Source organism: Dyadobacter sp. BE31 (assembly GCF_031457695.1).
Lineage (GTDB): Bacteria > Bacteroidota > Bacteroidia > Cytophagales > Spirosomataceae > Dyadobacter.
In genome coordinates, this window is sequence record NZ_JAVDXA010000002.1 from 317,583 (window position 1) to 333,404 (window position 15,822).

Below are 15,822 nucleotides of genomic sequence, written 5' to 3' on the forward strand. Positions count from 1 at the left end.
CTGCAAGATGATTCGCTTAAAAACCCTGACGGTTTTGATGACGGGCTTGCTGTGCCATCTGGCGGCGGCAAACCTTTCGGCGCAACGGTTGAGCGCCACCGACAACGGGCCCAAAGGCCAGTTTATGCTGTACGGTTCGCTGGATTATTCCAAAACGAATGGCCCCGGCTACCACAACAGTACATTCAGCACCAGCCCCGGCGCGGGTATTCCCCTCGGGCTCGGGTATTTTATCAATAACAACGATCTCATCGGCGTCAACTTCGCATTTTCCAGCGAAAAGCAATCGGCGACCGACTACCGGATGAAGCAACGCGAGGCCGGGATCTGGTACAGTCCTTCGATGATGATCGGAGAGCATTTCCTGCTTATCGCGCAGGTGGATGCGCACTACGTATGGGGCGAGCAGGGAATCAGCACGCAGGAGAAGTTTAATGGCTACCGTTTGCGTGCTTACCCGATGCTTGGGGTGCTGCTCGGAAAAGGATGGGCATTGAAATTCAAGTTCGGGGAGCTCTCCAACCTGATGACCAAGCCGAAAGGCGGCGTTTCCACCAACAATTTCACAGCAGGACTCAGCGGCGCCACATTCGGTACGGGCATTTCCAAAAACTTCAATTTCAAAAAGAAAAAATCATGAGGATTATCAATGATGTTCTGGGGAATCTGGCGACCTGGTCGAGTGAAGGTCAGGCGGTTGATCTCCTTGAAATAGAATGGTTTGAGAGTGCCAAGAAGATCCACAGACGGTTTACGAACGGGGGCGTTGAAATCGCGATCAAGTTCATGCGCGAGGGCCAGCGCCTGCGGCAGAACGATATCGTGTATGCGGACGCCGAACGGATTGTGAGCGTCCATATCAAGCCCTGCGAGGCGATCGTGATCTCGCCTGCTACTATGCTGGAAATGGGCACGGTTTGCTACGAGATCGGGAACAAGCATATGCCGCTTTTCATCGACGACGACCAGGTGCTGATGCCTTTCGAGGAGCCGATGTTCCGGTGGCTGCGGGCAAGCGGCTACAAACCCGAAAAGCAGGTGCGGCAATTGCTCAACTGGTTGAAATCCAATGTGGAACCACACGGGCACGGCGGCTCCGAGCAGTCGCTTTTTTCGAAAATTATTAACCTGGCGTCGTCCGTATCCAAATAGGTATTATGCAAAAGGAAAGCCCCCATTCATTTCTCGCCGCATTGCTGCATTTGTCGGACCCGACGCTGCCGATTGGCGGTTATGTACATTCCAATGGCCTGGAAACTTACGTGCAGCAGGATATTGTGCATTCCACGGCTACGGCGCAGGAGTTTGTGACCAACATGCTCACGTACAATGTGAAATACAACGACGCCTCCCTCGTACGCCTCGCGTACGAGGCCGCCGGGGCGGCGGATATCGGCGCATTGGTGGAGCTGGACCAGGAATGCAGCGCATTGAAAAGCCCCCGGGAAATCCGCGAGGCGAGCCAGAAGCTCGGTGTGCGGCTGTTGAAAATTTTCCAGCGGAAAAGAAGCTCTGCGCTGGCCGAGGCGTTCGACCGGCAGATTAAGGAAAAAGAGGCGGAGGGTCATTACTGCATCGCATTCGGCCTGCTTGCCCAGCAGCTCTGCATTCCCCTGCACGACGCGCTGCTCGCATTCTACTATAATGCCGCGGCCGGGCTCATTACCAATGCCGTGAAACTGGTCCCGCTCGGCCAGCTCGACGGGCAGGACCTGATGCTCGACCTGCAACCGGTTTTTTACCAGCTGGCGGAAGATACGCTGTTGGTGGACAGGGAGTTGGTAGGGTTGTGCAATATCGCATTCGATATCCGCTGCATGCAGCATGAGCGGTTGTATTCGAGATTATATATGTCTTAACACCCGCCGTGCACTCATTTTAACCGGCGGAGAAATCATTTCAAAAAGGAAAATTAACGATGAAGAACGAGAGAGAATATGTGAAAATAGGCGTGGCCGGACCGGTTGGTTCAGGAAAAACCGCGCTGCTGGAATGCCTGTCGCGCAGGATGATGAACGACTATAACCTGGCCGTGATCACCAACGACATTTACACGAAAGAGGATGCCGAGTTTATGGCGAAAAACAGCCTGCTGCCCCGCGAACGGATTATCGGTGTGGAAACCGGCGGCTGCCCGCACACTGCCATCCGCGAGGACGCAAGCATGAACCTTGAAGCCGTGGACGAGCTTGTAAACCGCTTTCCCGACATTGAGATTATCCTCATTGAAAGCGGCGGCGACAACCTTTCGGCCACATTCAGCCCCGACCTGGCCGACGTGACCATTTTCGTGATCGACGTGGCGGAAGGCGAGAAAATCCCACGCAAAGGCGGACCGGGCATTACGCGCTCCGACCTCCTGCTGATCAACAAAATAGACCTGGCCCCGTACGTAGGCGCGAGCCTGGAAGTGATGGAGCAGGATGCGCGCCGTATGCGCAAGGGACAGCCGTTCATCTTTTCGAACCTACGCTCCGGCGAAGGCGTCGACAGCATTATCGACTGGATCAAGAAGTATGCCCTGCTGGAAGAAATTGAAGAACCCAACCTCGTCAGATAGTGGATTGTAAACTGAGTATCACAGCCGGTGCGCGGGGAGGGAAGTCGTACATGAAAGATGTTTTCGTGTCGGCGCCTTTTCGCGTGGTGCCGGTGGGGCAAACGAAATCGGATGGCGCTGCCTATCTGATGGTGATGAGCTCGTCGCCCGGCATTCTGGACGGCGACCATTATGATTTGAATATCCAGGTCGAGGAGAATGCGCGCTTGCAGTTGCAGTCGCAATCGTACCAGCGGCTGTTTAACATGGAACGCGGCGCTTCGCAATTCATGCAGGTGAACCTGGCCGATGGTGCGGCATTTTCCTACGTTCCGCACCCGGTGGTACCACACGAAAATTCGACGTTCAAAAGCGTTACGAAAGTTTCGCTCGGTGATGAATGCGAGTTTTTGATGAGCGAGATCATCACCTGCGGGCGCAAGTACCACGGGGAGGTTTTCAAATACAGCCATTTCCAGAACCTGATCGAGGTAAGGCACCACCAGAAGCTGGTGCTCAAAGACAATGTGCTGCTGTTGCCCGAGCTGATGCCGCTGGCGGCCATTGGCCTGCTCGAAGGGTTTACACACCAGGGGACTTTGATTTATGTAAATACTCAAAAACGGCCTGTGGATGAACTTATCGAATGCATTTACGAAATGATGCAAGGCGAGGAGGGAATGCAGTTTGGTATTTCCAAAATCCGGCACGACGGGTTTGTGCTGCGGTGCCTGGGGCACGGCGGAGAGCAGTTGTACGACCGCTTCCAAAGTATCCAAAATCTGATTTGGGAAGAAAGTAAAGTTAGTCTCGTATGAACTCGACCCTCATTGTACTGGCCCTCACGGCCGCATCCATCAGCATGATCCACACGGCGGCGGGGCCGGATCATTACCTGCCGTTTATTGTGCTGTCGCGTTCCCGTAAATGGACGATGGGCCGGACCATCCTGCTCACGATCGTCTGCGGCTTCGCGCATATTTTCAGCTCGGTGCTCCTCGGTTTGGTAGGCGTGTACCTCGGCTGGCATTTGAACAAGATCTCCTGGTTTCAGGATATCCGCGGAAATCTTTCGGGTTGGGCGCTGCTGCTGTTCGGGCTGGGTTACCTGCTCTTCGGGCTGCGCCACGCGTACCTCAACCGCCCGCACAAGCATTTCGACGTGATGAGCGACGAGGTGTATGTGTATGAGCACCGGCACGGGGAGGCCGTAATGCCCGGTAACCGCGTGAAGGTGACGCCGCTGGTGCTGTTTGTCATTTTTGTGATGGGGCCCAGTGAGCCGCTGGTGCCGCTGCTGTTCTTTTCGGGTACCAACCGCTCCATGGCCGAAGTGGTGGTGCTGATCTGCGTTTTCACGGCTTGTACGGTGCTTACCATGCTTTTTATGGTGTTGCTGGGCTGCTATGGCTATGGCTTTTTCCGTACCGAGCGGCTCGAACGCTACATCCACGTCGTGAGCGGCGTTGCGATCACGACGTGCGCTACGGGGATGGTGTTTTTGGGATGGTGAGTTAAAAGGATTTTCAAACAATATTCAACAAAATGGATTTAATAGAAAAAAGAGCCCCCTTTATCTCGGAAACCCTCAAAGGCGTCGGGCAGATCATGTTGCAGGAAAACATCTGGACGGGCCTGCTATTCCTGGCGGGTATCTTCTACGACGATGCCACCATGGGCGTGGCCGCCATCCTGGCTGCTGCGACCGGCACGCTGACCGCCCGTGTTTTGAGGTACGATCCGACGCAGATCAGCATGGGACTGTACGGTTTCAGTGCCGCGCTGGTGGGCGTTGCGCTTACCTTCCACTTTCGCGCGGAACCGGTCGTATGGGTGATGATCGTCGCCGGTTCGGCGGTGGCGGCGGTTATCCAGCACTTTTTTATCGAGCGGAAAATCCCGGTTTTTACATTACCCTTCATTCTCGTGACTTGGGTACTCGTGTTTTGCCTGCACCATTTTACGGGCATACCCGCTCCGGTTGCATTGGTCGAAACCAGCATGTTCAGCAACGAGGTGAATGATTTTACGACCTCTACTAATGGTTTCGGCGAGGTGATTTTTCAGGGAAGTTTCCTGGCGGGGGTGATCTTTATGGTCGCTGTTTTTATTTCCAGTCCCGTGGCGGCGTTGTACGGCCTGGCGGGATCTATCCTGGGCGCCTGGATTGCCCTGCTTTTCGCCGAGCCTATCACACAGGTGCATATCGGGTTGTTCAGTTTCAATGCGGTGCTGTGTTCCATTGTGTTCGCGGGAGTGAAGCGGAAGGACGGGCTGCTCGCATTTATCGCCTGTACATTGGCGGTATTGATCGATATCTACCTCCTGAAAGCGGATTGGGACATACTCACCAAAGCGGGAGGCGTACTGACATTCCCTTTCGTACTGGGAACCTGGCTCACATTGCCTGTCAGGAAGCTTTTTTACCGGTTCAGTAACGAAAGCGAAGCGTAGGCGCAGGGCCGGAGCATCAACAAACCTTTATATTAATGAATGATTTGAATTGCCAGTTTCTGCTGGGCGCGCTGGTTGGTCTTTCCTTGCTGGCAGGAGCGGTGCACGCCGACACCAAAATCGATAGTACGCGGGTTACCGCGAATGAAAATGTGCAATTGAGCGATTCTACGGCGATGCTGCTGTCGGCGGTGGTGGTGACGGCCAAATCGCCCGAGGACCACATCATGAAGATCGACTTGAACAGGATCCCCCTCAACACCACGCAGGATTTGTTACGCAAAGTCCCGGGCCTGTTCATCGCGCAGCATGCTGGCGGAGGCAAGGCCGAACAGATTTTCCTGCGCGGGTTTGACAACGACCACGGCACGGATATCAGCATTTCTGCCGATGGAATGCCCGTCAACATCGTTTCGCATGCGCACGGACAGGGCTATTCGGACCTGCATTTCCTGATCCCCGAAACGGTTGAGAATATCAGCTTCGGAAAAGGCAGCTACTATGCGGAGAAAGGCGATTTCAATACTTCCGGCTATGTGGATTTTCACACCTATGGCCGTTTGAAAAACAATATGGTCCGGCTGGAACGCGGTAGTTTCAATACCCTGCGGGCGGTGGGCTTGTTTAACGTGGTCAATACGGAGAAGAGTAACGCGTACGTCGCGGCGGAGTACAATTTTACCGACGGGCCGTTTGTCGTGAAGCAAAACCTCAACCGGCTGAACCTCTTCGGCAAGGTCAACGGTAAAATCAGCGAGCAGGATAGCATCAGCGTTACAGGCTCCACTTTTTCTTCCAACTGGAACGGCTCGGGACAGATTCCCGTCCGGGCTATTTCGGATATCGGCAGGTTTGGCTCCGTGGATACTACCGAGGGCGGGCATACCTCGCGTACGAACCTCATCCTGAACTGGAACCACCGGGTCAATGACAAATCCAGCTGGCAGAGTACATTTTATTATGCCCAATACGACTTCGAGCTGTTCTCCGATTTTACATTCTACCTCGTCCACCCCGACGCCGGCGATGAAATACGGCAGATCGACAACCGGGATATTTACGGTGCCAACTTTCAATACGGGCACCATATCGATTTCGTCAACAGTACCTTGCAGCTCACGGCCGGGACCGGCTTTCGCTACGACAATATCCATGAGCTGGGGCTAAGCTACGTCACCCAGCGCGAAACACTCAACGAACGCCTCGCCTGGGGTACCGCTTCGGAAGCGAACCTGAATGCATTTGCCTCGGCGTCGTGGCTGATCGGCCGGTGGAACTTCAACCCGGGTCTGCGGTTCGATTGGTTCAATTTCAGCTACTACGACAAGCTCATCTCCCAAAAAGGTCAGCAGGGAGCCCAGGCGGAACGTGTGAGCCCGAAGCTCAATGTTTTTTACAATGTGAATCCGACGATGCAGCTTTTCGTCAAATCGGGGCTGGGCTTCCATTCGAACGACGTTCGTGCGGTGGTGGCGCAGCATGGGAAAGAAGTCCTGCCGTATTCGGTGGGTGCCGACCTGGGGACGATCTGGCAGCCGGCGCCCGGGTTCATATTTATTCCCACGCTTTGGTACAGCTTCTTGCAGAATGAATACATTTGGAATGGAGACAGCTACGGCACGTCGGCCATTGGTAGTACACGCAGGGTGGGTGTGGACCTGACGTTCCGCTACCAGCCATTGCATTGGTTGTACCTGGATTCCGACGTAAACCTGGCCCGGCCGCGGCTGACAGGCGAAGAGCGGGGCAATGACTACGTGGACCTGGCACCGACGATGACGAGTACGGGAGGCATTGCATTTACGTTTAATAATGGGTTTACGGCCAATTTGAGATACAGGTACATGCACGACAGGCCCGCGACGCAGGATAAAAGCATTATTGCCAATGGCTATTTTGTGAATGACCTGATTATGAGTTATCAAAAGAAGGCGATGGTACTGAGCTTCCAGATCCAGAACCTTTTCGATACGAAATGGAACGAAGCGATGTTTGCGGCAACGACACGGCTGAAAGGAGAGCCGGCTGGCGGGTATGATCAGCTGACATTCACACCGGGAACTCCGTTCTTTTTGAAGGCGGGAGTCGCATTCAAGTTTTAATCAATGAGAAACGATCCAATATCTGCGGAGCTATGAGCGATACGATCAAAATGCTGTCAAACTTTGAGTACAAAAGTTTGTTCCTGCCCGGGTTATCGGAAAAGATCTATTTCAACAATTCCAAACTGCAACTATACCGGATCGAAAACTACCTCCGGAATATATTGATCCCGGTCCTTCCGTACCGTACCACTTTCAATTTTATCATTTTCGTGACCAGCGGAAGAATCAAGCAGCAGCTGGAAATATCTGAATATGAGATCAGTCCGGGCTCTGTGCTGTTAATCAAGCAAGGCAGCATCACCCGCACGCTCGAAATTTCGGAAGATACGGAAGGATTCTTTATCGTATTTGAAAACGAGCTGCTTGAAAACATATCCCTTGACAAAAGCACCGACTACCATTTCTTTAAAACATCACCCTACGCCATGTTGTCCAAGCCGACCGAGAACTGGATGTCGCATTTGCTGCGGTTGCTCGAACTGGAACTCGGCTCCAACGACAGCATCGAGATCAGCGGGCTGTTATTGAAGGCTGCATTAATTAAAATGCGGCCCGATCAATCGCTGGAAGAGGCGTCCATCAAAAGGACTTTCTATATCACGTTGCAATTCAAAGACCTTGTTCAGCGATACCATCAAACAGAGAAGAAAGTGCTGTTTTATGCCAACAAGCTTTCTATTTCAGAGAATTATCTTTGCAAATGCATTAAGGAAACAACCGGCAAGCCGCCCAAGCAGTGGATCGGCGAGCTGAGCATATTGCATAGCCAGATCCTTCTTCAGGACATCAGCAAGGATATTTCCAGCATCGCTTTCGAACTCAATTTTCAATCCACTTCTTATTTCACGCGGCAGTTCAAGCAGTTTACGGGCATGTCGCCGACGCAATTTCGAAAAAGAGCGACCAAATTCTGAGAGAGCCCCGGCCATTGATTATTATTTTTGTCCCATCACATTGCCTGTCGCACCACCGAAATTATCCCGGCGAAGCAGGCGATGCGAACCACCCGCTTTTACAATCGAATCGTAATGACAGATTCTTATCCATACAAAATAGTAGCCTACACCCCTGACTTCGCCGATGCGTTACGTCGGATTTACCTGGACGGGCGGCGGTATGCATTTCCGTGGATGCCGGCCGAGGCCTATCAACCCGGGGATTTTGACGTCGCGGTGGAAGGGGAACACCTATTGGTCGCCGTTCACGAGGATGTCGCGGTGGGGTTTGTTTCCTGGTGGGAGCCGGATAACTTCATTCATTGCCTTTTTGTGGATCCGGCGTTGCACGGGGCCGGTATCGGTACTCACCTGCTCAACGCCTGCCTTGGCAGGATCGGCCGCCCGGCCCGCCTCAAATGCGTTGTAGCCAACGAGGCGGCTATCCGATTTTATGCCCGGCAAAAATGGACGGTCGTTTCGCAGGGAAGTTGCGATGAGGGTGCGTATTCGCTGATGATGCTGCATTGAGGTGTGCCGGCTCGCACAGGTTACGGATCATCTGTTTGGGCGCTTCGGAGCCCTTGGTATAGGCACACACCGACCAAATAGCCGCGCAAACGGCCAGGCAAGTAAGCTTCATGGCTAATAGATATTTAGACTTAAAACAGGGTCAGAGGAATTCCGACTGACCCTGCAAATTTGCAACGCGGGATTTTAGAAGGATTTGGTAAAAACCAAGATTTTTAAATCCCTACCAGCGCCTCCTCCGGCACATCCGTCGTTTTGCTCACGTGTACCGCCATCCGGAAGTAAGCGGCGCCCCAAATGGTGTTAGCCAGGAACTGGATCACCACACCGGGCACCGGGATCAGCGCAAATCCCAGCAATGCCACCCATCCGGTCCATTTAGGCAGTCTTTCGCTTTTTTGGATAGCGATTGCCATGCAGCACAAGCCTGCCATGGTGCAAGCCAGCGAAACGCCGAAAAGGCCAGCCAATACGCCGTCCATGGCGGCGTAAGAGAGGGCATTAGGCGCCCCGGCCAGAAATAAATGTCCTGCCGCGGGGAAAAGAAAGTACGCGACGGCAAACACGCCGATCCCCAGCATCTGATGCGTGAGCGTAAGGAGCAATCCGGCAAAGGCCCATTTTTCAGCCCGTGATTTTTGCAGGTACAGATACAGCCCGACAGTCCCGATCATTTCCAGGAATACGCCGAGGAATCCTCGCCCCGCCCACCACAGATAGGCGGTGGAGGTGGTCAGTTTTGCGAAGGCTGCGGGCGCTTCATGGGCTTTGAAAATGACATTCTCCTGCTCGATCAGCAGGTCGCCGAATGCAAATACAAGTCCTGCTATCCCCAGGCAATGCAGGGATACTACTATTCTCTTTTTCATGTACGTATTGATTATTTATTCGATGGGTAAATACCAGTTGATAAACAGGTTGTCGGGGTTCTGATAGTCGGGCATGGCGTCGAATTTGAAATACGACACGCCGTGACGGTGCTGTATATTCGTTTGCAGGGCCAGCGTATTGTTTACTTCGGAGCTCACGGTTTCATAGTCGCGCACCTGACAGCAAAAATCATATCTCACATAACGGCCATCCAGTACGCGGGCTTCGAGAAAAGGATCTTCCGGAAGCTCAAAACCGATCGGGACGATGGCAGCGTCATAGCGCGAGTCGCGGTTGCCCGTCAGGTGCGGGCATTCGTGCAGGATCGCGTAATGGTGAAAATCCCGGGGCGATTTGTTAATCGAGCTGATGAATTCGGAAACGTCCTTCCATATTGCGAATATGCCTTCGGAAAAATAATCACCCCGCGATGCAAAAACCCGTGCTGCTTTGGGTGATTGGCTGTTAATGACGCCTTTTGCGGAAATGTATTTAAAGGTCTGCACCGGAAAAGCTTGCTGGTGCTTCTTCGATTTTCGGTATTGAAGGGGCGACACTTCATATAACTTCTTAAATGCCCTGCCGAAAGAACTGTCGTCTTCGAAGCCGACCAGGTATTTAATCTCATGGACCGGTAACTGCGTCAGAGCCAGGAAATAGGCGGCGGTATGCAAACGCTGCTCCTGAATATATTTGCCCAGGCTTGTGCCCAACTCAGCGCTCAGTTTTTTCTGAAGGTGGAATGGCGAATAGCCTGTCACATCGGCCAAGGTCTCGAGAGTAATTTTGCTGTCTAGATGGCTATTGATGTATAACAGGACTTCGCTGGTCATTTTTTTGAATATTTATACCACAAATGTACACCGCCTGATTTACAAAAAATGTGCAGTTCTTGCTGTCGCGTCTCATGGTAATGGCCGGAACCTGCGCCAAACAGATCCCCAACTACCTGATTCCAAAACCGGTGACCGGCCGTTCGGGAAGACATTTGCTTATCAGGGAGTGCCGATACCGGCGTGCGGCGGAAGAAGGGGTTTTATCTTGCATATTTACCCCTTCTTCCGGCCCGGTCAGGCTTGCTTGCGCAGGTACTTGGTCAGGATCACGATCAGCTGGCCGTCGATCTTGCCTTCAATTTGTTCGGTATTGTCTTCTACAACGCGGATATTCTTTACTACGGTGCCCATTCTGGCATTGAGCGAGCTGCCCTTTACGTCCAATGTACGGGTGAGCACAACGGTGTCGCCGTTTTTCAGGACATTGCCATTACTGTCGCGGTGAACGGCCAGATCGTCGGCTCCCTCGTGGTCCGAACTTGACTGAGCCCATGCAAGCATATCCTCGTCCAGGTACATCATATCCAGGTTGTCGGCGGCCCAGGTTTCATTTTTGAGGCGGCTCAGCATACGCCAGGCCATAACCTGAACAGCCGGGACTTCGCTCCACATCGCTTCGGAGAGGAAACCCCAGTAAGCGCTGTCCATTTCCTGCTCTCTTTCTATCTGCGAGCGGCAATTTTTGCATACGACAATCTCGTTGTCGGAGTAACCAACCGGCGGGACCTGATAAACGGAGATCTGCTGGTCGGATTTACATAGTTCGCATGCGTTGCCGCTTCTTTTTTCAAGTTTCAAATTCATATGGTAGTCAAAAATTATTTTCTCAATTGCATTATTCCTCCGACGGGGCGAGTTCTTTCAGCATTTCCTCCGTTTGCCGCAGCTGGCGTACATAAATGTTCCTGGCCAGGTCGAGGAACTGGTAAATCTCCCGGTCGGGCACATCGTAGTAAATGGTGGTTCTTTCCCTGCGGCTGCTCACAAACTTCATGACGCGTAATTTGGCCAGATGCTGTGAGAGGATCGATTGGTCGGCTTGAATGACGGCCTGCAATTCCGTTACCGAAAGCGGGCCATCCCTGAGCGCGTCCAGTATCGCAAGCCGGACAGAATGTCCCAGCGTCTTGAAAAACTCTGCTTTGTAGACATGTAGCGGACTATTCATCGATCTTGTTATATTAGAATATTCAAATATATGAGATTTTGTCCGGAATAGCTGCCAGCAGACGGCTGCTGATGCATTCATCCGTTCGGCGGGATGGCAACCGGTAATAAATGTAACCGGTGTGAAAATGAGTCGTTCCGCAGTGGAAATTTGCATTTGAGATTCTATCTTTAGGCTTCAAGCCTCTTCATTTCCAAACCAGTAACCTTGTTAGCCATGTTGTCTCATTACCTAAAAACCGCTTTCCGCCACATTCAGCGGCATTATGTGATCAGTTTGGTGAATATCGGCGGCCTCGCCATCGGGCTCACGGCCACTTTGCTGGTTGCCGCCTATGTCGCCAATGAGTATAGCCACGACCGTTTTCACAAGAAAGGGGACCGGATTGTCAAAGTGGAATTCAGTCATAATGATGGCGAGAAATCGTATTCCATACCCTGGCTTTCATATGGCTTCGGGCAGGCAATGAAGGGCCAATGTGCTGAGGTGGAGGAGTTTGGAAGGATATCGGACCAGAGTTTTTACAGCCGGCTTGTGCAGAGCGATATCGGGCATAAGTATTACGAGGCCGGTTTTTTGGCGGCTGATAACAGCTTCTTGCAAATGTTCTCTTTTGAGTTTGTGAAGGGGGATCAAAAAACGGCTTTAACCAAACCCAACACGGTTCTGCTGACGGAAAGTATGGCTGCCAAATATTTCGGCGACCAGGACCCCATCGGCCAAACGATCACTTACGACAAAATACTGGTTTTCGAGGTGGTGGGTGTCTTAAAAGACCTGCCATATAATTCCACCATCAAATTCGATTTTCTGAGCGACCTCACTTCGTTCCGCAAACGTGAAATACGGGAAATGGTAGGTGATACGAGCAAAAGCACGCTGAAAGAGCAGAATAGCCTAGTGGGTGCGATGGGGATGTATCATACCTATCTGCTGCTGCACCCTAACGCTTCACGGGAGGCCCTGACCCGGAAAATTCCCTCGCTGCTTTCTCCTTCTTCCAAAATAAAAGATGCCAAAGACAGCTACGACCTTTTCCCGTTGTTTGATATGTATTTTGAAAGAGACAACAAGTCGGCGAAGCAAAAGGCAACGGTCTTTTCGTTCATCGGGTTGCTGATCCTTTCGCTGGCTTTGTGCAATTATGTAAACCTTACAACGGCCTCATCATCCAGCCGGGCAGGGGAGGTGTCGGTCAGGAAAGTGGTTGGAGGGCAGCGTATTGCGCTGATTTTCCAGTTCTACCTCGAATCGGTCATTTACGTGACGATTGCGTTTGCATTGTCGGTAGGGCTGTTTTTGGGTTTAAAGGGTTACCTCTACAAGTCGCTGGAATTGCCTGTGGATGCTTCTTTTTTGAAAAACCCCTGGTTCCTTATTTCCCTCGCCGGTTTCTACGTTTCGAGCATACTTCTTTCCGGCGGTTATCCTGCGCTTCTTCTTTCGCGGCTTGCTCCCGGCCAGATTTTCAGAGGGGCCTACGGGACAATGGGTGGCGCCGCGCGGGCGCGCAAGGTTTTTACCGTTTTTCAATTCACCGTTTCGATTGCGCTCATTATCGGTTCTATTTTGATTACGAAGCAAATGCAGCTTTTTCAGCAGAAAAACCTGGGCATTAACCGGGACAGAATTGTGACGGTGTTCCTGGATCACGAAGACGGGCTGAATAAACACTACCGGGAAATCCGGCAAAGTGTGGGCAATATTGCTGGCGTGGAGTCGGTCACTTCGTCCACATTGCTGATGTATTATCCTCTGGGCAACAGATGGGAGTTGAAAAAAATGAATAGTGATAAAACGGTATACGTAAACTATTTCCCGGTCGATGAACAGTTTGTGGAGACTATGCAGATCAAGTGGGTTGCAGGCCCACCGACACGTTCGGAGGGAAAAAAGAGAAGCAGTGTTGTGCTAAATGAAACTGCGGCGAAGGAACTGGGGATAGACATTCATAACTACAACCAGACATTGAATTTAGGCGCGAGTACCCATAGAGATTTGGTGGGTATTGTCAAAGATTTCCATTTCAGTTCGCTCACCGAGAAGATTGCCCCGATGGGGTTGGAAATCGGTAGTGATAGCATTTTTCATGACTACCTGTACATTAAGCTCGCCCCAAACGCGGATGCCAAAAGTACCCTGGCATCTATCGGGAAAATCTATAACCAGTTCAATACAAACCGGCCTTTTGAATACACATTCCTGGACGACACGTACAATCGCATGTATAAGAACGAGGAAAGAACCGGCCGGATCGTCTATTGGTTTACCGGTGTGGCGATCGTTATCGCTTGCCTCGGGTTGTTCGGGCTGACCACCTTCGCGGCCGAGCAGCGCAGGAAGGAGATCGGCATCCGGAAAGTGCTCGGCGCGACGGTTTTGAATATCGTGACCATGCTTTCCAAAGACTTTCTGAAACTGGTGATCATATCCGTTCTACTCGCCTCGCCACTTGCGTACCTGGCCATGAAAAGCTGGCTGGAAGATTTCGCTTACCATATTCCGATCAGCTGGTGGGTGTTTGCGCTGGCCGGGGTAGCAGGGTTGTGCGTGGCCGTCGTGACCATCAGCTTTCAGGGTTTTAAGGCCGCGGCCGCCAATCCGGTTAAGTCGCTGAAAACGAATTGATGGTAATCTGACCGAATAGGCATACTACACGAATTTTGCGCAAAGAGCCTGATTTACTGCCGGGGGTAGGGCAAGTACCGCCTATATTGCGGGGATTTTTGGTGGTATGAAGTCCTTGATGAAAAAATACAATCTGCAACTCGGCGCGTTGATGGCGACGGTAGTGACCTTGTCGATCGTGCCGGTGCGACTTGCCGAAGGCCAGGGGGCCAATCTTGTAAGCCTGATCGGATCGGAAATTGTGATCTGGCTGATGTGTATGGCCACATGGCTATCCAGCTATCAAACTTATTACAAGTTTAGTTTACCCAAATGGCAGAAAATCGCTGTCGCATTACTATTCTGTGCGGCGATCTCCAATTTGTTTTTCCTGGCGTCGTTCCGCATGTTCGAGGACTACCCGCTCAAGTCCATGCGCGAGCTTCCGCTATGGATCATCACCATTCGTCTATCTCTGCGCGGCCTCCTGCTGGGGCTGATTATGGTCCCCATTATTTTCCTGCTGGAAACCGAGCGCGAACGGCAGGCGGAAGCATTAAAAAGGGAGAGAGACCGCACCGCGGATGCTGAGCGGCAAAAGCATGTATTGGAGGAGCTCGTTTCGGAGCGGACGGCAGATTTGGAAGAGACACTTCTGTTCCTGGGGGAGTCGCAGGAGGAGCTGGATCATCAGGTATACCTGCTCACCCGCGTGATCGCATCGATCGCCCATGATGTCCAGGCGCCGATGCAATTCATCGTCGCCGCCACGAAGCATACCGGCAAGCTGATCGGCAGCAAAGAATGGGAGCAGGCGGCTGAATATAATCAGCAAGTGGAGCGCAGTTTAGCCGACACAGCCATGCTGATGCAAAACCTGCTGGAATTTGCAAGAGGCCAGATCCACAAGGGAGCTTTGCATTCCGCCGATGTAAACCTTGCGGCAGTAATGCGTGAAAAGGCCCGTCTGTTTGAGCAGATTCTGAACTCGGCCGGCAACACATGGTGCATTTCATTGAACGAAAATCTGACGGTTCGTACCAATGCTCACCTGCTGGGAGTGATCCTGCACAACCTGCTGGACAATGCCACCAAAAATACCCGGGATGGGGAAATAGCCATATCCGGTGAGGTTGCCGGCGGCAGGCTGCATTTGTACATTCAAAACCCGGGTACCAGTGCGTTACCGGCTGGAATTCTGCAAACCGAGCGCCAGGATAGTCCGGCGCAGTACGTCACCCGTTTGGAGGGAGACGGTAACGGGCTTGGCCTGATTTTGGTAAGGGACATCGCAGCATTGCTCAATATCGATTTTACAATTGAAGCGGTTGCCGGAAAGGTAATCGCGAGGATGGTCTTCTCTGAATTTTCCGGTTCTTGACGTCACGCATTAGCCTTTGCCCGGACAGTTCAGCCCGCACGGGAGCATCTGATTTCTGGAACGACAAAAAAGGATGCTACCAGTTTTTGCACTTCTCTAATGTCAATATTGTACAATAGTTTGACAAAATAGGCATAGTTTGAAAATGTCACCTCAGGGGCCAATATTTCACTTTTTCTTTTTGCATTATCAGATCTATTTATATTAATTTACCAGCGGTTGACTTGGTAAATTGTATTACATATTTAAATAATCCTATTTTTTATCGACGTAGATTTACTTTTTCCTTCGCCCCGGCGGAGTGACGTTTTTGCTTAAATACGTACGGCATTCCGCATTTTGCACCGTTTCCGATCTCCTTCCCGCACGCTGCCCTCCCGCGTGGGATCGGTAGGA

The 15,822-nt window shown here is 51.9% G+C and carries 16 protein-coding genes; 12 read left to right on the forward strand and 4 right to left on the reverse strand.

Features of this window, described 5'->3' with window-relative positions; genetic code table 11:
* Positions 1–7 precede the first annotated feature (7 nt).
* The 10 genes from J2Y43_RS10225 (at position 8) to J2Y43_RS10270 (ending at position 8,564) form a co-directional block, all read left to right on the forward strand.
* Entirely contained in the window at positions 8–640 is a 633-nt protein-coding gene (locus J2Y43_RS10225) for an outer membrane beta-barrel protein (RefSeq protein WP_309982089.1), read from the forward strand.
* On the forward strand, positions 637–1,152 hold the full coding sequence (ureE, locus tag J2Y43_RS10230; protein WP_309982090.1) for an urease accessory protein UreE: 516 nt from the start codon (positions 637–639) through the stop codon (positions 1,150–1,152). Before J2Y43_RS10225 ends, ureE begins: the two co-directional genes overlap by 4 nt.
* 5 nt (positions 1,153–1,157) lie before the next feature.
* Positions 1,158–1,859 carry an urease accessory protein UreF gene (locus J2Y43_RS10235; protein WP_309982091.1) on the forward strand — a complete coding sequence of 234 codons (702 nt, stop codon included), beginning with the start codon at positions 1,158–1,160 and terminating at the stop codon, positions 1,857–1,859.
* 59 nt (positions 1,860–1,918) lie between these two features.
* Positions 1,919–2,560, forward strand: a complete 642-nt coding sequence (ureG, locus tag J2Y43_RS10240; RefSeq protein ID WP_309982092.1) for an urease accessory protein UreG — start codon at positions 1,919–1,921, stop codon at positions 2,558–2,560.
* Complete coding sequence (locus J2Y43_RS10245) at positions 2,560–3,357, forward strand: urease accessory protein UreD (protein ID WP_309982093.1); 798 nt, start codon at positions 2,560–2,562, stop codon at positions 3,355–3,357. Before ureG ends, J2Y43_RS10245 begins: the two co-directional genes overlap by 1 nt.
* Entirely contained in the window at positions 3,354–4,052 is a 699-nt protein-coding gene (locus tag J2Y43_RS10250) for a hypothetical protein (protein ID WP_309982094.1), read from the forward strand. The genes J2Y43_RS10245 and J2Y43_RS10250 overlap by 4 nt, the downstream gene beginning before the upstream one ends.
* Positions 4,053–4,084: 32 nt before the next feature.
* On the forward strand, positions 4,085–4,993 hold the full coding sequence (locus J2Y43_RS10255) for an urea transporter (protein ID WP_309982095.1): 909 nt from the start codon (positions 4,085–4,087) through the stop codon (positions 4,991–4,993).
* Positions 4,994–5,028: 35 nt separating this feature from the next.
* Entirely contained in the window at positions 5,029–7,095 is a 2,067-nt protein-coding gene (locus tag J2Y43_RS10260; protein WP_309982096.1) for a TonB-dependent receptor plug domain-containing protein, read from the forward strand.
* A 32-nt stretch (positions 7,096–7,127) separates the two neighbouring features.
* On the forward strand, positions 7,128–8,012 hold the full coding sequence (locus tag J2Y43_RS10265) for an AraC family transcriptional regulator (RefSeq protein ID WP_309982097.1): 885 nt from the start codon (positions 7,128–7,130) through the stop codon (positions 8,010–8,012).
* Between the two features lie 114 nt (positions 8,013–8,126).
* Entirely contained in the window at positions 8,127–8,564 is a 438-nt protein-coding gene (locus tag J2Y43_RS10270) for a GNAT family N-acetyltransferase (RefSeq protein ID WP_309982098.1), read from the forward strand.
* Between the two features lie 215 nt (positions 8,565–8,779).
* On the opposite strand, the gene J2Y43_RS10275 is transcribed toward J2Y43_RS10270, so the two are convergent.
* The 4 genes from J2Y43_RS10275 to J2Y43_RS10290 form a co-directional block, all read right to left on the reverse strand.
* Positions 8,780–9,433: a hypothetical protein gene (locus J2Y43_RS10275; RefSeq protein WP_309982099.1), complete on the reverse strand. Its 654-nt coding sequence runs from the start codon at positions 9,431–9,433 to the stop codon at positions 8,780–8,782.
* 15 nt (positions 9,434–9,448) lie between these two features.
* Positions 9,449–10,267 carry an AraC family transcriptional regulator gene (locus J2Y43_RS10280; RefSeq protein ID WP_309982100.1) on the reverse strand — a complete coding sequence of 273 codons (819 nt, stop codon included), beginning with the start codon at positions 10,265–10,267 and terminating at the stop codon, positions 9,449–9,451.
* A gap of 237 nt (positions 10,268–10,504) precedes the next feature.
* On the reverse strand, positions 10,505–11,074 hold the full coding sequence (locus tag J2Y43_RS10285) for a PhnA domain-containing protein (protein WP_309982101.1): 570 nt from the start codon (positions 11,072–11,074) through the stop codon (positions 10,505–10,507).
* A 31-nt stretch (positions 11,075–11,105) separates the two neighbouring features.
* Positions 11,106–11,438, reverse strand: a complete 333-nt coding sequence (locus J2Y43_RS10290) for a metalloregulator ArsR/SmtB family transcription factor (RefSeq protein ID WP_309982102.1) — start codon at positions 11,436–11,438, stop codon at positions 11,106–11,108.
* 216 nt (positions 11,439–11,654) lie between these two features.
* Between J2Y43_RS10290 and J2Y43_RS10295 the strand changes: the two genes are divergently transcribed.
* Both J2Y43_RS10295 and J2Y43_RS10300 read left to right on the forward strand, forming a co-directional pair.
* A complete protein-coding gene (locus J2Y43_RS10295) occupies positions 11,655–14,066 on the forward strand; it encodes an ABC transporter permease (RefSeq protein ID WP_309982103.1) in 2,412 nt (803 codons plus the stop codon).
* A gap of 118 nt (positions 14,067–14,184) precedes the next feature.
* The gene (locus tag J2Y43_RS10300; RefSeq protein WP_309982104.1) at positions 14,185–15,426 is read left to right on the forward strand and encodes a HAMP domain-containing sensor histidine kinase; all 1,242 of its coding nucleotides are present in this window, start codon (positions 14,185–14,187) and stop codon (positions 15,424–15,426) included.
* The last annotated feature ends 396 nt before the right edge of the window (positions 15,427–15,822 follow it).